Source organism: Microbacterium sp. M, from assembly GCF_045181065.1.
In the GTDB taxonomy this organism is placed as follows: Bacteria; Actinomycetota; Actinomycetes; order Actinomycetales; family Microbacteriaceae; genus Microbacterium.
In genome coordinates this window covers 3,657,349-3,676,594 of record NZ_CP173721.1, presented here as the reverse complement: position 1 = coordinate 3,676,594, position 19,246 = coordinate 3,657,349, and the positions used below count along the sequence as shown (strand labels likewise).

Below are 19,246 nucleotides of genomic sequence, written 5' to 3'. Positions count from 1 at the left end.
GCGTCGACCGCAGCTCCCCGTGATGCAGATATGTTGAGAGCGTGAACCGGCCGCGCGCAGAACAAGACGCAGTTCGAGAAGATGTCTTTCGCTGGCTCGATGCGCGACGCCGTGCGGGCGCTTACGAGTTCAGCCGCGAGGAGCTGATCAACTACAGGTTCAACGGGCAGCGGATTCCGCTGCTTGATACCGGCCGTGGCATCCGGAACCCGGCGGACTTCGATTCAACTTTGACGATCATGACGAGCTCGAAGAAGACGGAGTACTCAGACGGGATCAGTCCCGAAGGGCTGGTCACGTACTCTTACCAGTCGCGCGAAGGTGGAGACAACGTCAAACTGCTGCGCGCTTTCGAGCGTGCTGACCCTCTGGTCTACTTCCTTGGGGTGAGACCGGGCTACTTCGTGGCCTTCTATCCGGCGTACATCGTCCATGACGACCCCGCCCAGCGCACCGTAAGTATCGCTCTCGATGAATCCCTCCGCCTCTTCGAAGACCCGCTTCACCTCAAGGAGTATGAGCGGAGATATGCGGAGCGTCTTGTTAAGACGCGCCTTCACCAGCCGATGTTCCGTGCCCGAGTGCTCCGTGCTTACGAAAGCGCGTGCGCCATTTGCAACCTCAAGCATGCGGAGCTGCTCGATGCCGCGCACATCATTGCGGACTCGCAGGCTGAGGGCGTCGCCGAAGTGACCAACGGGCTGGCGCTTTGCAAGATCCATCACGCGTCCTACGACCAGAACCTCCTAGGCATTACCCCCGACTACGAAGTCCGGATCGACCGAGACCTCCTCGAAGAAGTTGATGGGCCGATGCTTCGACATGGGCTCCAGGATATGCACGGGCGACCGCTGACGTTGCCGCGACGCCAGGCGGATCACCCCTCGAGGGACCGGTTGGCCGAGAAGTACGCACTGTTTGCGGCGTAGTGGTCGCGCCTAGGCGGAATGGTCGCGAATTATGCGATTGACGGCGGGGATGTCTGCGGGTGCCCAATCGAGCAGTTGAAGCTCGGCGAATGGGACCCACCGGAGATAAGCATGTTCGGTCAGGCGAGGTTCGCCATCGACGATCGCCGCGTAATACGTAGTGAGAGTGACAACGCCGAACTCATACTCGTGGGTCGTCGTGTCTACGAGTCCACCAGCCGAGATCCTGCAAAGTAGTTCTTCTCGTATTTCGCGAACTAATGCTTCGTGCGGAGACTCACCGGGCTCGATCTTCCCGCCGGGGAACTCCCACTTCCCCGGTAACGACATGGACGGACTGCGTTGGGCCGCGAGCACCGCGCCATCACGGATCAGTACGGCTCCAACGACGCTGATATGCCTTTTCACGCGATGCCCCATCAACTCGACGGCTTGCTCGAAGCCTAGTTACACGCAGGCGTCCCGTGCGGTTTGGTCAAGGGCCGAGGGTGCCCGTGATAACGCTCGGGCATCGGCTCAGAACGGCGTCTCGTCCGCCCCTGACCAGCTCTGCCCGGGTGCTGCCCATCCATCCGCCGTGCTCGGGCTCGTCGCGGCACCGGCCGGCGCCGGCGCCGCGACATCCTGCCTCTGCCCGCCACCGAACTGTCCGCCACTCGACGACCGCTCTCCACGCGTCACCTGCGCGGTCGCGTACCGCAGCGACGGACCGATCTCGTCGATCTGCAGCTCCATGCTGACGCGGTTGTTGCCCTCGCGGTCCTGATACTCGCGCTGCTGCAGCCGCCCGCTGGCGATCACGCGCATGCCCTTGGTGAGCGAGCCGGTGATGTTGGTCGCGAGATCGCGCCAGGCGGAGCAGCGCATGAAGAGGGCGTCGCCGTCCTTCCACTCGTTAGCCTGCCGGTCGAAGCTACGCGGCGTGCTAGCGATAGTGAAGCTCGCGACCGCGACCCCACCCTGCGTCTGGCGCAGCTCGGGCTCAGCGGTCAGATTCCCCACGACGGTGATGATCGTCTCGTTCATGTTCTTCACTCCGGTTCCGTATGTTCTTCATCTCGTGTCGAGACTGCCTCGTCGGTGAGGTGAACTCAGCGTACGCCGCCGGGCCGACATCGAACCCGAATACCCTCGAACCATGACCACCGACGTACGCAACATCGACACCGCCCTCGCCGCGATCTCCGAGCACTGGCAGCCGCATCGCCTGACCAGCGTGAACGACTACGACGTCAAGGTGGTCAAGCTGCAGGGCGAGTTCGTCTGGCACACGCACCCCGACACCGACGAGCTCTTCATGGTGCTCAGCGGCGAGCTGACGATCCAGCTCCGCGACCGCGATGTCGTCCTCGGGCCGAACGACGTGTTCGTCGTCCCGAAGGGCGTCGAGCACTGCCCGAAGGCCGACGCCGAGGTGCAAGCACTCCTGTTCGAACCCCAGGGCACGGTCAACACGGGGGATGCCGGAGGCGACCGCACCTCGCCGCTGCGCGAACTCGGCTGACGCTCGAAACCCGCGTCTTTCTGCGGAACTCGACCACCGCGATGTGACGATCTCGTTACGAGATCACGACCTCCGACGAATCTCCGGTAGAACTTTTCATGACAGTACAGTTGTACATTGCACTGTCATGCTGTTCCATTGGAACCGTACGCAAAGGCGCTACCGACAGAAAGGTCAGGTCCTGTGACCACCAAGAAGAAGAGGCTCGTGGGGCTCATCGCAGCCACGACCGCATCCGTCCTTCTCCTCGCCGGCTGCTCTGCCGGCGGAGGCGAAGCAGGCCAGGGTTCCCAGGGATCCGGCTCCGGCGACCCGCAGACGGGTGGCACCGTCCACATGCTGCAGAACGCCGATTTCTCCTATCTCGATCCGTCCCGCGGTTTCGATGGCGGCGTCAACGCGTTCTACCGCCTGATCTACCGCGGCCTCACCATGCAGGCCGCCGGCGACGCGGAAGACCCGAACGCGATCGTCCCCGACCTCGCCGAGTCGCTCGGTGAAGTCTCCGACGACGGCCTGACATGGACCTACACGCTCAAGGACGACATCTTCTTCGACGACGGCACTCCCATCACGTCGGCCGAGATGAAGTTCGGAATCTCCCGCACCTGGGACCCCCAGGTCGGCATCGGCTCCCCGTACCTGCGCCAGACCATCGACGCCCCCGAGGGCTACCAGGGACCGTACGTGTCCGGTGACCTGCCGACGATCGAGACCCCGGATGACAAGACGATCGTCTTCCACCTGAAGAAGCCGTTCCCCGAGTTCGACAACGTGCTCGCCCAGCCCAACGCCGTCCCGTTCCCCGAGGGCACCGGCGCCGGCGACGAGTTCATCAAGGACGTCATCGCCTCCGGCCCGTACACGCTCGCCGAGTACACGCCAGGCAGCCTGATCCGCCTCGAGCGCAACGAGTACTGGGACGAGTCCACCGATGAGGTCCGCAAGGCCTACCCGGACGAGTGGGAGTTCGAGATCGGCATCGACGGCGCCACGATCGACGAGCGCATGATCGCCGGCCAGGGTGACGACAAGGACGCGATCTCCGGCACCATCGGCGCCGCGAGTCTGCCCCGCATCCAGACGCCGGAGCTCCAGGAGCGCGCGATCACGGCCGACGCCTACTGCACCACCTACATGGGGCTCAACACCACCAAGGCGCCGTTCGACGACGTCAAGGTGCGCGACGCGATCAACTGGGCCATCGACCGCTCCGCCCTGGTCAACGCCAGCGGCGGCACGCAGCTCGCCGACCCGGCGTACTCGATCATCCCGCCGACCGTGAGCAGCTTCAAGGACTTCAACCTCTGGGAGACCGAGGGCGACAAGGGCGACTCTGACAAGGCGCAGGAGCTCCTCGCCGAGGCAGGGCTGGCCGACGGATTCGAGTTCACCCTCGACATCCGCTCCCAGCCGCTCATGCAGGCGCAGGCCGAGGCCATCCAGGAGGCGCTGAAGAAGATCGGCGTCACCGTGAACCTCAACGTGATCGAGACCTCGGTCTACTACGAGACCATCGGCACGCCCTCCCAGCAGCACGACGCCGCCATCACCGGATGGTGCCCCGACTGGGCCTCCAGTGCGAGCACGATCATCCCGCCGCTGTTCGACGGTCGCAACATCACCGAGAAGGGCAACTCCAACCTCGCCCAGATCAACGACCCGACGATCAACGCGCGCATCGACGAGATCGGCGCCCTGCCGGCCGACGAAGCCGTGTCCGCGTGGGGCGACCTCGACGAGGAGATCATGGGTCTCTCGCCGATCGCACCGCTCGTCTTCGGCAAGGCGATCTTCCTCCCCGGTGAGAACATCGCCGGCTACAACCCGAGCACCAGCATGACCGACCTCACGATCATCGGTCTCAAGGATCCCGCGAAGGGCTGAGCATGACCTTCAGCCCGACATCGCTCGAGGCCGAAGCCACGCCGGGAGGTGACCCAGCGCTCGAAGAGACGCTGGAGTCACCCCCGGCCTCTGGCCGGCGGATCCTGCGCGCGTTCCTCCACGATGCAGGATCCGTGCTCTCCAGCGCGTACATCCTGCTCATCCTCCTCATGGCGATCTTCGCGCCGCTGCTGACCATGCTCAGCGGCTGGGGTCCGTACGACTTCGACCAGTCGGCGATCGACCCGAACATGGGGGCCATCCCGATCGGGCCGCTCGGCGGCATTAGCGCCGAGCACTGGTTCGGCGTGGAGCCCGGCAGCGGCCGCGACATCTTCGCCCGCATCGTCTACGGCGCACGCGTCACGATGACCGTCGCCCTCTCGGCGACGCTGCTCACCACGATCCTCGGCGTCGTCATGGGCATGCTCGCCGGCTACTTCGGCGGCCTGGTCGACACGATCATCTCGCGCGTCATGGAGTTCCTCATGGCGTTCCCCGCGCTGATCTTCATGATCGCGATCCTGTCCGCCCTCCCGGCCGACAACCGCGTCTTCCTGCTCGTCGTCGTCATCTCGCTGTTCGGCTGGCCGTACCTCGCCCGCATCGTCCGATCGCAGACGCTCTCCCTCAAGGAGCGCGAGTTCGTCGAGGCGGCCAAGGCTTCAGGCGCGAGCAGCGTCCGCATCATCTTCCGCGAGATCCTGCCGAACCTGCAGTCCACCATCATCGTGATGGCGACCCTCGCCGTCCCGGGCTACGTCGGCACGGAAGCAGGACTCTCGTTCCTCGGCGTCGGCGTCGTCCCGCCGACCCCCAGCTGGGGGCAGATGATCGCGGCCGCGACCCCGTGGTATGCCGTCGACCCGATGTACTTCGTGATCCCCGGCGCGTTCCTCTTCCTCCTCGTCCTGTCGTTCACGACCCTCGGCGACCGCATCCGCGTGATCGTCGCCAGCGGGGAGGCCCGTTCATGATCCGCATCGTCGCCTCCCGCATCCTGGGCATGATCGCCGTGCTGTTCCTGGTGACCCTGTTCACGTACGCGATCTTCTTCCTGCTGTCGGCCGACCCGGCCGTGCAGATCTGCGGCAAGAACTGCACGCCGGAGCAGATCGAGCAGATCCGCGTCAACCTGGGCCTCGACCTGCCGTTCTGGACCCAATTCTGGAACTACGTCGCCGGACTCTTCGGCGGACGCACCTTCATGGTCGCCGGCAGCCCAGTCGAGTGCGCGGCGCCGTGCCTGGGCTACTCGTTCCAGACGAGCCAGATGGTCAGCGACATGATCGTGCAGCGTCTGCCCGTCTCGATCACGATCGCGCTCGGCGCCGCCGTGCTCTGGCTCATCGGCGGCCTCGTCTCCGGTGTGCTCAGCGCCGTGAAGGAGGGCAAGTTCCTCGACCGCTTCTTCGCCGGGCTCACCCTCGGCGCGATGTCGATCCCGAACTACGTGCTCGCCCTGGCGCTGCAGTTCATCCTGGTCGTCGCCCTCGGCTGGCTGCCGTTCCCCCAGGTGGTGAGCTTCAGCGACGACCCGGTGCAGTGGTTCCTGAACTTCCTGATGCCGTGGATCGTCCTCGCCGTCGGCTACGCGGCGGTCTACACGCGACTGACCAGAGCGAACGTCATCGACACGCTGCAGGAGAACTTCGTCCGCACCGCCCGCGCGAAGGGGCTCCGTCCGAGCCTGGTCTGGCGCCGGCATGCGCTGCGCCCGGCGCTCACCCCGATCGTGACGATCTTCGGCATGGACATCGCTGGCCTCCTCGGCGGCGCCGTCATCACCGAGAAGGTGTTCGGCCTCAACGGCGTCGGCAAGCTGACCGCCGACTCGATCACGGCCAACGACCAGCCCGTCATTATGGCGGTCACGCTGCTGTCCGCCTTCTTCGTGATCGTGGGCAATATGGTCGTCGACCTGCTCTACACCGCCATCGATCCGCGCGTCAGGACAGGAGCATCGGCATGAGCATCCCCACCGATGACACCATGACCGGCCCCCTGCTTTCGGTACGGGACCTCACCGTCTCGTTCCCCACCGCGCAGGGTCCGGTGCAGGTGGTGAAGAACCTCGCGTTCGACGTCCCCCGCGGCGGCGCGCTCGGCATCGTCGGCGAATCAGGCTCGGGCAAGTCCATGACGAGTCTCGCGATCATGGGCCTGCTGCCCAAGAGCGGCACGGCCACCGGCTCGGTCCGCTACGACGGCGCCGAACTGCTCGGGATGCCGGAGCGCCGGATGCGGGACATCCGGGGGGATCGCATCGCGATGATCTTCCAGGATCCGCTCTCGTCGCTGAACCCGTATTACAAGGTGGGGACGCAGATTGCGGAGGCCTATCTCTCGCATCGCTCAGGAGTGTCGCGCCGCCAGGCGCGCACCGTGGCGATCGAGGCGATGGAGCGCGTGCACATCCGCGATGCCGCACGACGCGTCGACCACTACCCGCACCAGTTCTCCGGCGGGATGCGGCAGCGCATCATGATCGCCATGGCTCTGAGCATGAACCCCGACCTGATCATCGCCGACGAGCCCACGACCGCACTCGACGTCACGGTCCAGGCGCAGATCCTCGACCTGCTGGCCGAGATCCGCGCCGACACCGGCGCAGGCCTGATCCTCATCACCCACGACCTCGCCGTCGTGAGCGAGGTGACGGACGACATCGTCGTGATGCGGGCGGGCGAGACCGTCGAGCGCGGCTCGGTCGAGCAGGTCTTCAGCGACCCGCAGGCCGATTACACCCGGCGGCTGCTGGATGCCGTCCCGCGCATCGACGACGAGATCGGAACGCTGCGCACGACCGAGATCCCGGTTCCGTCCGCAGAGAGGAGCGCCCTGTGAGCCCCACGACGCCGCTGTTCCGCGGCACGAATCTGGTCAAGGAGTTCAAGACCGGATCCGCCGCCCCGTTCGGACGCGCGAAGGCCTTCCGCGCGGTCGACGACGTGTCCCTCGAGGTGCGCAGCGGCGAGACGCTCGCGCTGGTCGGCGAGTCCGGCTCTGGCAAGTCGACGACCGCCCGCCTCGTCGCCCGCCTGATGGACGTCACGAGCGGAACCGTCGAGTTCGAGGGCGTCGACGTCACCCGCACGAGCGGCGCCGCGCTGAAGGAGTTCCGCAGCTCGGTGCAGGTCATCTTCCAGGACCCGTACTCGTCGCTGAACCCGAAGCACACCGTCGAGCGGCTCGTCACGGCGCCGCTGGTGTACCAGGGGCGGAAGATCCCCGGGGGCGCCCGCGCCTTCACGCGCGAGCTGATGGAACGCGTCGGCCTCAACCCGCTGCACTCCGAGCGCTACCCCTCGCAGTTCTCGGGCGGCCAGGCGCAGCGCATCGGCATCGCCAGGGCGCTCGCCGTCGGCCCGAAGCTGGTCATCTGCGACGAGGCGGTCTCGGCGCTGGACGTCTCGGTGCAGGCCCAGGTGATCAACCTGCTGCGCGATCTGCAGGCCGACGAAGGCTTCGGCTACCTCTTCATCGCCCATGACCTCGCCGTCGTCCGCCAGATCGCGACGCGCGTCGCCGTCATGTCGCAGGGGCGGATCGTCGAGACCGGCTCGCGGGATGACGTGTTCGAGAACCCGACGCACGAATACGCGAAGACCCTGCTGCAGGCGGTTCCGCGCATCAACCCGGAGTGGGATCGTCGTCGCAAGGAGGCGGATGCCGCGCGCACCGCGAAGGAGACAGCACCATGACCACCGAGTACCTGCTCCCCGGCATCCGCGTCCGCGAGCAGCGCACGACCGTGCCGCTGGACTGGAGCGCCCCAGATGGCGAGACGATCGAGCTCTTCGTGCGCGAACTCGTCGACCCCGAGCGCGACGACCCAGCCCGTCCGCTGCTCGCCTTCCTGCAGGGCGGGCCTGGTGGCGCGAACCCCCGCCCGCTGGCCCGCGACGGCTGGATCGACGAGGCCCTGCGCGACTACCGCGTCGTCCTCGTCGACCAGCGCGGCACCGGGCTCAGCACCGCGATGGATGCCGTGACGGTCGCCGCCCGCGGTGAATCCGGCGGGGACTTCCTGGCCTGCTTCCGCGCGGACTCGATCGTCCGCGACCTCGAGCACGTGCGCACCTCGCTGTACGACGGACGCCGGTGGACCACCCTCGCGCAGAGCTTCGGCGGCTGGATCACGCTCACGTATCTCTCCTTCGCCCCCGAGGGGCTGGCGGCGAGCTACGTGTGCGGCGGCATCCCCGGCATCCCGCCGAAGGCCGCGGAGGTCTACCGGCGGACGTTCGATCGCGTCGCGACCAAGACGGCCGAGTTCTACCGCCGCTATCCGGAGGACGAGGCGACCGTCGCGCGCATCGCCGACCGGCTCGCCCAGGGCGACGTCCTGCTGCCGGATGGCGACGTGCTCACCGTGCGGCGCTTCCAGGCGCTGGGGATCGACTTCGGCATGAAGCCCGGCTACGAGCGCCTGCACTGGCTCGTGGAGAAGGCGTTCACGAGCGACGGCCGACTCTCCGCCGGGTTCCTGCAGGATGTCCTCGCGCTCTCGTCGAGCGCGGGCAATCCGCTGTTCTGGACGCTCCAGGAATCCATCTACGGCGACCCCGCGAGCGGGCCGACGGCGTGGGCGGCGCAGGCCGAGCGCGACCGCCGCCCGGAGTTCGACGAGTCGCGGCGGCCGCTGCTGTTCACGGGCGAGATGGCCTTCCCCTGGATGTTCGACGACGTGCGACTGCTGCGCGGCTTCCGCCGTGCGGTGGACGCGCTCGCCGCGAAGGGCGACTGGTCGCCGCTGTACGACCCCGAGGCGCTCGCGCGCAACGAGGTGCCGCTCGCCGCCGTGGTCTACTTCGACGACATGTACGTGGATGCCGGTCTGCAGCTGGAGACGCTGAAGGGCGTCGGCAGCTCCCAGTACTGGGTCACCAACGAATTCGAGCACGACGGGATCGGATCGGGCCGCACCCTGACCCGGCTCCGCGAGCTCGTCCGCAACCGAGGAGGAGAACGCACATGACCGACCAGACGATCCAGCCGCGCCCGCCGTACGCGGGGACCCGCTACCCGCGGCTCGTGGAGGTCCCCGCCTTCCGCGAGTTCATCGCGCAGGGCTGGGACGACGTGCCCACGCACCCCGACCTGCCCGAGGGCGCAGCAGAGGCCGCGGCATCCCACCGCACCCGCTTGAGCGCGGCCTTCGCCGGCCAGACGCTCGTGCTGTGCGCCGGCGTCGCGCCCGTGCGCAACGACGACGCGTCCTACGGGTTCCGCGCCGACAGCAGCTTCGTCTGGCTGACCGGATGCCAGACCGAGGATGCCGTGCTCGTGATGTGGGCGCGACCTGGCGGACACGACGCGGTGCTGTACATGCCGCCGCCGTTCCGCCCCGGCGACGACGGCTTCTTCAGCAACGCTCTGCACGGCGAGCTGTGGGTCGGCCCTTCGGCCGGCATCGCCGAGTGGGCGCAGGCGCTGCAGATCGCCGTCGAGCCGCTCGCCGCTCTCGAGGCGCGCTCAGGGGACCTGCGCGGTGCACTCGCCGCACGCTCGGCCACCGATCTCGCGGCCGCGCACGGCGCGACCGTGTCGACCGACCTCGAGCGCACGCTCTCGACCCTGCGCATGGTGAAGGACGAGTGGGAGATCGGTCAATTGCGCGAAGCGATCGACGCCACGGTCTCGGGGTTCGCGGCGGTCGCCGCCGAGATCCCGCACGCGATCTCGGCCGATCTGGGCGAGCGCTGGCTGCAGGGAACGTTCGATCGGCATGCGCGCACGTTCGGCAACGGTCCCGGCTACTCCACGATCGTCGGATCCGGCGCGCATGCGCCGATCCTGCACTGGGTGCGCTGCGACGGCCCGATCCACCCCGATCAGGCGCTGCTGCTCGACATGGGCGTCGAAGCCCGCTCGCTCTACACGGCCGACGTGACGCGGACCGTCCCCGCGCAGGGGACGTTCTCGGCCGCGCAGCGCGAGGTGCACGACCTCGTCGAGCGCGCGCACCGCGCCGGCCTCGACCGCATCCGCCCAGGCACCGCGTACCTCGACTTCCACTTCGCCGCGATGCAGGTCGTGGCGCAGGGCCTGCACGACTGGGGCCTGCTGCCTGTTTCGGTCGACGAGGCGCTGTCGCCGCAGGGCCAGCAGCACCGCCGTTACCTCGCCTGCGGCATCGGCCACCATCTCGGGCTCGACGTGCACGACTGCAGCCAGGCGCACTACGAGGACTACATGGGCGCCGACCTTGAGCCGGGCGTCGTGATGACGGTCGAACCGGGACTCTACTTCCACGCGCACGACCTCACCCTTCCGCCCGAACTCCGCGGCATCGGCGTGCGGCTGGAGGACGACGTGCTCGTCACAGCGACCGGCTCGGAAGTGCTCTCCGGCGCCCTCCCGATCGACGCGGCGGGCATCGAGGCATGGACGCGGCAGCAGTGGGCGGCACGATGACGACGGCATCCGGCATCCGCGTCGCACCGGCGCTGCGCGCCTTCGAACTCGACCGTGTGCGGATCGCCGACGACAGCGTGTTCGCCCCGGCCCGCGATCGGATGCTGCATCTCGCGCGCGTGTATCCGGTCGACCGCCTCCTCGCCGTCTTCCGCGCGAACGCGGGCCTCGACACCCGTGGGGCGACGCCGCCGGGCAACTGGGAGGACTTCGGCCACCCGAGCGAACAGGCGTGGGGCGAGGCCGACTACCCCGGCCGCGAGAACGCGCAGACCGCGAACCTGCTCCGAGGGCACTACGCCGGGCACTTCCTCTCGATGCTCTCGCTCGCGTACGCGGGCGAACAGGATGCCGCGCTGCGGGCGAAGATCAACGATTTCGTCGGGGGTCTCGGCGAGGTGCAGCGCACGCTCGCCGCGACCGGACGGTACTCGCACCCCGGCTTCCTCGCGGCTTACGGCGAATGGCAGTTCGCCCGCCTCGAGGATTACGCGCCCTACGGCGAGATCTGGGCTCCCTATTACACGACGCACAAGATCATGGCCGGGCTCCTCGACGCGCACGAGCTGGCCGGCAGTGCCCAGGCACTCGAGATCGCCGTCGCCATGGGGCACTGGGTCGCGCATCGGCTGACCCGACTCGATCATGACCGCATCCAGCGCATGTGGTCGCTCTACATCGCCGGCGAATACGGCGGCATGAACGAGACGCTGGCCCGGCTCAGCGCGGTCGCCGACGAGCCGCTGTTCCTCGAGATCGCGCGTCTGTTCGACCAGGACGACCTCATCGACGCCGGCGCCGATCGCCGCGACATCCTCACCGACATGCACGCCAACCAGCACCTGCCGCAGCTGCTCGGCTACGTGCACGAGTACGAGCTCACAGGCGACCGCCGTTACCTGGACGCCGTGCTCGGACTGTGGGACCAGATCGTGCCCGGACGCATGTACGCGCACGGCGGCACGGGGGAGAGCGAGCTGTGGGGTCCACCTGGTGCGGTCGCCGGCGACATCGGCCACCGCAACGCCGAGACCTGCGCCACCTACAACCTGCTCAAGATCGCTCGGCAGCTCTTCGCGCACACGCGTGATCCGCGCTTCATGGCGTACTACGAGCGCGCCGTGCACAATCACATCCTCGGATCCCGGCGCGCGGTCGACTCGGACGACAGCCCCGAAGTCACCTACATGTTCCCCGTGCACCCCGGCGCCGTCGCCGAGTACGACAACATCGGCACCTGCTGCGGCGGCACCGGTCTCGAGAACCACGTCAAGTACCAGGACACCGTCTTCTTCGCGGGGGAGGAGGCCGAGCTCTGGGTCAATCTCTTCATCCCGTCGACCCTCGAGTGGCAGGAGCAGAACGCGACCGTTCGCCTGCAGACCGCGCTGCCCTTCGCGGGAACAGTCGACGTGCGCGTCGACGACGCCGGCGGCTTCGTCGACCGGACGCCCCTCACGGTCCGGGTGCGGATTCCGGAGTGGGCCGTCGGCGAGGTCACGGCTCGTATCGGCGAGGAGCCGGTGGATGCCGACGAAGAGGGCGGCTACCTCGTCGTGCGCCGCCCGTGGCGGGCGGGCGAGACGTTGCGCATCGCGGCGCCGATGGCCCTGCGCGCCCTGCCGACACCCGACGACGCGACGCTGCACTCGATCGAGTTCGGGCCGTCCGTTCTCGTCGCCCGGTCGGATGCGACGACGACGCTCGACCTCGCGCTCGCGAACCGGCGTCGCGTCGACGGTTCGATTGCCGCGGATGCCGCGGTCGATGCCCGTGCGGTGGGAGATGTCCTGCGCGCCGATGGCGCGGTGCATCTCGACGGCTTCCGGTTCGAACCGGTCTGGACCGGCGGCGATGAGCGCTACCACCTGTACGTCCGTGCGGCGGCCCCCGTGATCGGCTTCGTCGGAGCCGAGACCGACGTGCCGGTGCGGTCGCGACAGGACGGTCGATCGCTCCTGGACGACGTCTGGCGGCATCCGTCTCCGGCAGCGCGCGCGGCGTTCCTCGATCGCGTGGCTGCGGCGGCCGCCGACGCCCGCCGTGACGGCCTGCTCGCACAGGCGGAGCTCGTGCGGGTGCTCGAGGCCGCGGCCGTCGCCGACGTCGACGGCGCGGCGACCCCCGCTGTCGCCGAGGTCGTCGAGACGGATGCCGCGACCGTGACCTGGTCGGAGCGCATCGACGACGGCATCCGGAGCATCCGCTGGGAGGTGCCGGCGGCGCTCGCCGCCGCACGCACGCTGCCGTCGATCGCGATCCTCACCGACACGCTCGCTTCGCCGTCCGGCTGGTTCACGACGCTGCCGGTCGTCCGTGTCGTTGCCGAGGACCTCGGCGGCTCCGGCGACCTGCGGATCGAGCTGGCCATCGGCGACGACGGCTGGGCGCCGTACGACGGACCGTTCGCACTCCCGGGCGAGGGGCACCATCGGGTGAGCGTGCGGGTGACGGATGCCGATGGCGCCACCGCCCATGCCTCTCGCGAATTCGCGGTCGACGTGAGCGCGCCGACATCCCGCGCGACCGTGCGCCGACTGGGCGCGAGCGTTGAGATCACCTTGTTCGCCGATGACGACGTGTCCGGCGTGGAGCGCATCCAGTGGGAGGGGCCTGGGACGTTCTGGGCGACATTCCAGGAGTCCTTCGTCCGCGCGCTGTCCGAGCACGAGCAGATCATCGAGTTCGCGGCGACCGACCGAGCGGGCAATGAGGAGTCGCGTCAGCGGCTGGTTCTGCCCGCACGTGATGCGGGTGCGGAAACCGGCCGCGCCGAACCATGGACATGAGTCCGCGCGTCCACTAACATTGCAATTGTACTTACCGCCACAAGGCGCCGAAGAGCACAGGAGTACCGATCCATGAATGAAAAGAAGCCGTGGCACGGCGTCAATCTCGCGACGACGCTGCCGATCAACCCCGACTTCTCCGTCAACTACGACGCCTACGCCGAGCACATCCGCTTCACGACCGACAACGGCGTCACCGGCATCATCCCGAACGGCTCGCTGGGTGAGTACCAGACGCTGACCGACGAGGAGCGCAAGCGCGTCTACCTCACCGCGGTCGAGGCCGCGCCGGCCGGCGTCGCGGTGATCCCCGGGGTCGGCGCGTACGGCGCGCTCGAGAGCGTGCGCCTGACCGAGCACGCCGCCGAGCACGGGGCCCCTGCCGTCATGCTGCTCCCGCCGAACGCGTACCGCGCGAGCGACGCCGAGGTCATCGATCACTTCCGTCGGGTCGCGGCGGTCGGTCTGCCCGTCCTCGCGTACAACAACCCGATCGACACGAAGATCGACCTGCGTCCGGCTCTCCTCGCGCAGTTGTTCGAAGAGGGCCTGATCGTCTCGGTCAAGGAGTTCTCCGGCGACGTGCGCAACGCATACGAGATCCACGAGCTCGCACCGGGACTCGATGTCTCGATCGGCTCCGACGATGTCGTGCTCGAGCTGGGCATCAACGGGGCCCGCGGATGGGTCGCCGGTTACCCGAACGCGATTCCGGCATCCACGGTCGAGCTGTACAACCTGGCGACGTCGGGGGATCCTGCGAGCTGGGCGAAGGCGCACGAGATCTACCGCGACCTGCACGCCCTGTTGCGCTGGGACTCGAAGACCTGGTTCGTCCAGGCGATCAAGCTGTCTCAGGAGGTCGCCGGCGTCGCGCCGGCCGGCATCACGACACGCCCGCCTCGTCTGCCCCTGCCCGACGACGTCCGCGCGCGTATCATCGCCGACACCGAGGCCGTTCTGGCCAAGGGCTACCGCTGATCCGGAGATGACATGAGAGCACAGCGGGTGTTCCACGCCGTCGACTCCCACACCGAGGGGATGCCGACGCGCGTGATCGTCGGCGGCGTCGGGACGCTGCCAGGCTCGACCATGGAGGAGCGGCGCCAGTGGTTCATGGCGAACAGCGATGATCTGCGCCTGCTCCTGATGAACGAGCCGCGGGGCCACAGCGCGATGAGCGGTGCGATCCTGCAGCCGCCGACACGGGCGGATGCCGATTTCGGCGTGCTCTACATCGAGGTCTCCGGGTGCCTGCCGATGTGCGGGCACGGCACGATCGGGGTCGCGACGGTCCTCGTCGAGACGGGAATGGTTCCGGTCGTCGAGCCCGTCACCACGATCCGCCTCGACACACCGGCCGGACTGGTGATCGCCGACGTGCACGTCTCGCACGGCCACGCCGACAGCGTGACCATCCGCAACGTGCCCTCATTCGCGGTCGCTCTCGACCAGGTCGTCGACGTGCCGGGGCTCGGCGCCGTGGAGTACGACCTCGCGTTCGGCGGCAACTTCTACGCGATCGTCTCGCTCGAGCAGATCGGGCTGCCGTTCGAGCGCAGCCGCAAGGACGACCTGCTGAAGGCGGGCCTGAGCATCATGGCGGCGATCGAAGCGCAGGGCGAACCCGTGCACCCGATCGACTCCACGATCCGCGGATGCCACCACGTCTACCTGAAGGCGCCAGGTTCGACCGCGCTGCACTCCCGGCACGCGATGGCCATTCACCCAGGGTGGTTCGACCGCTCGCCGTGCGGCACGGGGACGAGTGCACGGATGGCGCAGCTGCACGCCCGCGGCGAGCTGGCGCTGAACACCGACTTCGTCAACGAGTCGTTCATCGGCACGAGCTTCACCGGCCGGCTCGTCGAGACCACGGAGGTCGCCGGCATCCCCGCGGTGATCCCGACGATCACGGGTCGCGCCTGGGTGACGGGCACCGCGCAGTACATGCTCGACCCGAGCGACCCGTTCCCGCAGGGATTCGTGCTGTGAACATGACGTGCGCGGCGCGCGGCGCCGATATCGTGACAGCCAGGCACCCGCGAACAGCGGTCGCCGCAGGGGTGGACCGGAAGAGGGAAGCACATGACCGGAATTGATGCGCGTAACGTGGTGCGCCTCAGCAAGCAGCCGAGCATCCGCGACACGGTCAAGCGGGCGCTGCGCTCGGCCATCATCAGCGGGGAGATGCAGCCGGGGCGCGTCTACTCGGCACCGAGCCTCGGCGAGGAGTTCGGCGTCTCGGCCACCCCGATCCGCGAGGCCATGCTCGAGCTCGTGCGCGAGGGGCTGGTCGTCGCGATGCCCAATCGCGGCTTCCTCGTCACCGAGGTGTCGCCGAACGACCTGTCCGAAGTCACCGAACTGCGACTGTTCCTCGAACCCCCGGCGGTCGAGAAGGCGACCCCGCTCATCCCCGAAAGCGCGTTCGCCGGGCTCCGCGGGCAGGCCGACGACATCGTGCAGGCCGCCGAGCGCGGCGACCTGGTCGAGTACCTCAGCGCCGACAGCGACTTCCACCTCGCGCTCCTGCAGTACGCCGGCAACGAGCGACTCGTCTCGCTCGTGGCGTCGCTGCGCTCGCAGACCCGGCTCTTCGGCCTCTCCGAACTGCACGAGCACGGGCACCTGGCCGCCTCCGCGCAGGAGCACCACACGATCATGGATGCCATCGAGCAACGGGATGCCGCGCGTGCGCGCGATCTCGTCTCGCGCCACATCGAGCACGTGCTCGGCGACTGGTCCGGCCAGGTGGACGGCGAGCAGAGCAGGGCGGGAGCGACCGCGGAGTGAGCAGTTCGACAGCACGCGCCGACGTGGTCATCGTCGGCGCGGGAGTCGTCGGCGCCGCGACGGCGTACTTCGCCGCCCTCGTAGGGCTCAGCGTGATCGTCGTCGAGCGCGGTTCGATCGCCTCCGGCACGAGCAGCCGCTGCGAGGGGAACGTACTGGTCTCGGACAAGGAGGTCGGCCCCGAACTCGAGCTGTCGCTGTACTCGCAGCGCGTGTGGCGCGAGGACCTCGCCGAGTACGCCGACCTCTGGGAGTTCGAGTCGAAGGGCGGACTCGTCGTGGCGCGCAGCGAATCGAGCATGCGCGCACTCGCCGACCTGGTCGCGCACCAGCGCACTCTCGGCATCCGCGCCGACATGATCGACGACATCGCCGGCGTCCGCGCACTCGAGCCGTACATCAACCCCGCTCTCGCCGGCGGGGCGTTCTACCCGGACGATGCGCAGGTCCAGCCGCTGCTGGCGACGCATCAGCTGCTGCGTCTCGCGCGTGAGCACGGCGCGCAGGTGCGGACGAGGACGGCGGTCCACGGCATCCTCACCTCCGGCGGCAGGGCCGAAGGCGTCGAGACGAGCGCAGGGCGCATCTCGGCCGGGGCCGTCATCAACTGCGCCGGCCCCTGGAGCGGAGAGCTCGCGGCCCTCGCCGGCGTGCACCTTCCTGTGCTCCCACGGCGCGGGTTCGTGCTCGTCACGGAGCCGGTGCCCGTCACGGTGCATCACAAGGTCTACGCCGCCGAATACGTCGGCGACGTCGCCAGCTCGGATGCCGGGCTGCAGGTGTCTCCCGTCGTGGAGGGCACCCCCAGCGGGACGATCCTCATGGGCGCGAGCCGCGAGCGGGTGGGCTTCGATCGCACCTTCTCGGCCGACGCGGTGGCGCGCATCGCGGCGAGCGGACTCGGACTCTTCCCCGCGCTGCGGGACGTGGGCGTGCAGCGCGCGTACTCGGGCTTCCGACCGTACTGCCCCGACCACCTGCCGGCGATCGGCGAGGACGCCCGGATGCCGGGGCTCTGGCACGCCGCGGGTCACGAGGGCGCGGGCGTCGGCCTCTCGGTCGGAACAGGCAAGCTTCTCGCGCAGGCGCTGCGCGGGGAGCAGACGGATCTCGATCTCGCACCGTTCCGCCCGGATCGTCTGGAAGGAGTGGCCGCCGCATGAGTGCACAGGACGACACGATCCGCTTCGACGGTGCGCCGGTGGCCTTCGTGCCCGGTCAGACGATCGGCGGCGCGCTCTCGGCCGCGGGCATCGTCTCGTGGCGCACGACGCGCAGGGACAGCGCTCCGCGCGGACTGTTCTGCGGCATCGGCGTCTGCTTCGACTGCCTCGTCACGGTCGACGGCGCCCGCACCCAGCGCGCGTGCCTCGTCGCGGCGTGCGCCGGCCAGGACGTGCGCTCCTCCGACCCCCACGAGCCGCTCCCGCTGCCGGAGGCATCCCATGACTGAGACCATCGCCGATCTCGCCGTCATCGGCGCCGGGCCCGCCGGGCTCAGCGCCGCCGTCGTCGCCGCGGAACTCGGTCTGTCGGTCGTTCTGGTGGATGCCGGTGCGCAGACGGGCGGACAGTTCTGGCGGCATCCCGATGAGCGGCATCGGGAGAGCTTCACGGCCGACGAGTCCACCGGGCACCATCACTGGCGGCACTACACGGACCTGCGCGACCGGCTGGGCGCAGCCATCGGCTCGGGCCGGCTCACGCACCTCGCCGGTCGGCAGGTGTGGCGGGCGGATGCCGTCGCGGGCGGCGTCGCCCTGCGCACGAGCCCTGTCGCCGGCACCGATGCGCTGGCTCCGGCGGAGCGCACGACACAGGCGCGCCGCCTCGTGATCGCGACCGGTGCGTACGACCGTCAGGTGCCGGTACCGGGCTGGACCCTCCCTGGCGTGATGGCGGCGGGCGGTGTGCAGGCGATGCTGAAGGCGAACCAGGTCGCCGCCGGACGTCGAGCGGTGGTCGCCGGCACGGGGCCCTTCCTGCTCTCCGTCGCCGCAGGGCTCGCCGACGCAGGGGTCGAGGTAGTCGCGGTCTGCGATGCCAACGCGCTCTCGCGGTGGGCGTCCACGCCGCTGCGTGCGCTGCAGGAGCCGAGCAAGCTCTGGGAGGGCGCGCAGTACGCGGCGACCTTCCTGCGTCACCGGGTGCCGCTGCACACCCGCACCGTCGTCACCTCCGTGCGCGGCGAGGGCCGTGCATCGGCGGTCGAGCTGTCGCGCGTCGACGGCGCCGGACGCGTGCGCCCCGGGTCGTCCAGGACGGTCGAGGCCGACCTCGTCGCGTTCGGCTGGGGCTTCACGCCGCAGCTCGAGGTCGCCGTCGGGCTCGGACTGCGCACTCACGTCGACGTCGACGAGTCGCTCGTGATCGACGTCGACGATGACCTGCGCACCTCGAATCCGCTGATCTTCGCGGCCGGCGAGGTGACCGGGGTCGGCGGGGCCATCGCGTCGTGTGCCGAGGGCGAGCTGGCCGCAGCCGCGGTCGCGCAGGACCTCGGCCGGACGGTGGACCGGCGACGGATGCAGCGTCATCGCCGCCGGCTCCGCCGCGGCCGGAGCTTCGCCATCGGCATGCACAGGGCGAGCCCCGTGCCCGAGGAATGGAGCACGTGGCTGACACCGCAGACCGTCGTGTGCCGATGCGAGGAGGTCTCGGCATCCGAAGTCGAGGACGCCGTGTGCGGACTCGGGGCGGACGACGCCCGAGACGTGCGCGTGACCGCGCGCCCCGGCATGGGCCTGTGCCAGGGCAGGGTCTGCGGGTTCGCGCTGTCGAAGCTCGTCGCCGCGCACACCGGCGACGCGGCCGGTGCGCCCTCGCTCGAATCGCTCACCAACCGGCAGATCGGCGTGCCGGTGTCGCTCGGCGACCTCGCCGACCTCGTGCCGGACCGGTCTTCATCTGAGGAGTCATGA

Annotated in this window: 18 protein-coding genes; 16 read left to right on the top strand and 2 right to left on the bottom strand. The window is 68.9% G+C overall.

Going from position 1 to position 19,246, the window contains the following annotated elements; translation table 11 throughout:
* The first annotated feature begins 41 nt into the window (after positions 1–41).
* Positions 42–929 carry an HNH endonuclease gene (locus ACI7YT_RS17840; RefSeq protein WP_406247466.1) on the top strand — a complete coding sequence of 296 codons (888 nt, stop codon included), beginning with the start codon at positions 42–44 and terminating at the stop codon, positions 927–929.
* 9 nt (positions 930–938) lie between these two features.
* On the opposite strand, the gene ACI7YT_RS17835 is transcribed toward ACI7YT_RS17840, so the two are convergent.
* Together ACI7YT_RS17835 and ACI7YT_RS17830 are read right to left on the bottom strand one after the other, a co-directional pair.
* On the bottom strand, positions 939–1,349 hold the full coding sequence (locus ACI7YT_RS17835) for a (deoxy)nucleoside triphosphate pyrophosphohydrolase (protein ID WP_406247464.1): 411 nt from the start codon (positions 1,347–1,349) through the stop codon (positions 939–941).
* 96 nt (positions 1,350–1,445) lie between these two features.
* Entirely contained in the window at positions 1,446–1,955 is a 510-nt protein-coding gene (locus tag ACI7YT_RS17830; RefSeq protein WP_406247462.1) for a single-stranded DNA-binding protein, read from the bottom strand.
* A gap of 112 nt (positions 1,956–2,067) precedes the next feature.
* Between ACI7YT_RS17830 and ACI7YT_RS17825 the strand changes: the two genes are divergently transcribed.
* The 15 genes from ACI7YT_RS17825 (at position 2,068) to ACI7YT_RS17755 (ending at position 19,246) form a co-directional block, all read left to right on the top strand.
* On the top strand, positions 2,068–2,433 hold the full coding sequence (locus tag ACI7YT_RS17825) for a cupin domain-containing protein (RefSeq protein WP_406247460.1): 366 nt from the start codon (positions 2,068–2,070) through the stop codon (positions 2,431–2,433).
* A 183-nt stretch (positions 2,434–2,616) separates the two neighbouring features.
* On the top strand, positions 2,617–4,320 hold the full coding sequence (locus tag ACI7YT_RS17820) for an ABC transporter substrate-binding protein (RefSeq protein ID WP_406247459.1): 1,704 nt from the start codon (positions 2,617–2,619) through the stop codon (positions 4,318–4,320).
* 2 nt (positions 4,321–4,322) lie between these two features.
* Positions 4,323–5,297, top strand: coding sequence for an ABC transporter permease (locus ACI7YT_RS17815; protein WP_406247457.1), 975 nt, complete (start codon positions 4,323–4,325; stop codon positions 5,295–5,297).
* Positions 5,294–6,292: an ABC transporter permease gene (locus tag ACI7YT_RS17810; protein WP_406247456.1), complete on the top strand. Its 999-nt coding sequence runs from the start codon at positions 5,294–5,296 to the stop codon at positions 6,290–6,292. Before ACI7YT_RS17815 ends, ACI7YT_RS17810 begins: the two co-directional genes overlap by 4 nt.
* Positions 6,289–7,167, top strand: a complete 879-nt coding sequence (locus ACI7YT_RS17805; protein WP_406247454.1) for an ABC transporter ATP-binding protein — start codon at positions 6,289–6,291, stop codon at positions 7,165–7,167. The genes ACI7YT_RS17810 and ACI7YT_RS17805 overlap by 4 nt, the downstream gene beginning before the upstream one ends.
* The gene (locus tag ACI7YT_RS17800; protein ID WP_406247452.1) at positions 7,164–8,024 is read left to right on the top strand and encodes an ATP-binding cassette domain-containing protein; all 861 of its coding nucleotides are present in this window, start codon (positions 7,164–7,166) and stop codon (positions 8,022–8,024) included. Before ACI7YT_RS17805 ends, ACI7YT_RS17800 begins: the two co-directional genes overlap by 4 nt.
* Complete coding sequence (locus tag ACI7YT_RS17795) at positions 8,021–9,301, top strand: alpha/beta fold hydrolase (RefSeq protein WP_406247450.1); 1,281 nt, start codon at positions 8,021–8,023, stop codon at positions 9,299–9,301. Before ACI7YT_RS17800 ends, ACI7YT_RS17795 begins: the two co-directional genes overlap by 4 nt.
* On the top strand, positions 9,298–10,740 hold the full coding sequence (locus ACI7YT_RS17790) for an aminopeptidase P family protein (protein WP_406247448.1): 1,443 nt from the start codon (positions 9,298–9,300) through the stop codon (positions 10,738–10,740). The genes ACI7YT_RS17795 and ACI7YT_RS17790 overlap by 4 nt, the downstream gene beginning before the upstream one ends.
* Positions 10,710–13,529: a beta-L-arabinofuranosidase domain-containing protein gene (locus ACI7YT_RS17785; RefSeq protein ID WP_406247446.1), complete on the top strand. Its 2,820-nt coding sequence runs from the start codon at positions 10,710–10,712 to the stop codon at positions 13,527–13,529. Before ACI7YT_RS17790 ends, ACI7YT_RS17785 begins: the two co-directional genes overlap by 31 nt.
* Before the next feature lie 72 nt (positions 13,530–13,601).
* Complete coding sequence (locus tag ACI7YT_RS17780; RefSeq protein ID WP_406247444.1) at positions 13,602–14,510, top strand: dihydrodipicolinate synthase family protein; 909 nt, start codon at positions 13,602–13,604, stop codon at positions 14,508–14,510.
* Between the two features lie 12 nt (positions 14,511–14,522).
* The gene (locus tag ACI7YT_RS17775; RefSeq protein ID WP_406247442.1) at positions 14,523–15,524 is read left to right on the top strand and encodes a proline racemase family protein; all 1,002 of its coding nucleotides are present in this window, start codon (positions 14,523–14,525) and stop codon (positions 15,522–15,524) included.
* 93 nt (positions 15,525–15,617) lie between these two features.
* Positions 15,618–16,325 carry a GntR family transcriptional regulator gene (locus tag ACI7YT_RS17770; protein ID WP_406247441.1) on the top strand — a complete coding sequence of 236 codons (708 nt, stop codon included), beginning with the start codon at positions 15,618–15,620 and terminating at the stop codon, positions 16,323–16,325.
* Complete coding sequence (locus ACI7YT_RS17765; RefSeq protein WP_406247439.1) at positions 16,322–17,488, top strand: NAD(P)/FAD-dependent oxidoreductase; 1,167 nt, start codon at positions 16,322–16,324, stop codon at positions 17,486–17,488. Before ACI7YT_RS17770 ends, ACI7YT_RS17765 begins: the two co-directional genes overlap by 4 nt.
* A complete protein-coding gene (locus ACI7YT_RS17760) occupies positions 17,485–17,778 on the top strand; it encodes a (2Fe-2S)-binding protein (RefSeq protein ID WP_406247438.1) in 294 nt (97 codons plus the stop codon). The genes ACI7YT_RS17765 and ACI7YT_RS17760 overlap by 4 nt, the downstream gene beginning before the upstream one ends.
* A complete protein-coding gene (locus ACI7YT_RS17755; protein ID WP_406247436.1) occupies positions 17,771–19,246 on the top strand; it encodes an FAD-dependent oxidoreductase in 1,476 nt (491 codons plus the stop codon). The genes ACI7YT_RS17760 and ACI7YT_RS17755 overlap by 8 nt, the downstream gene beginning before the upstream one ends.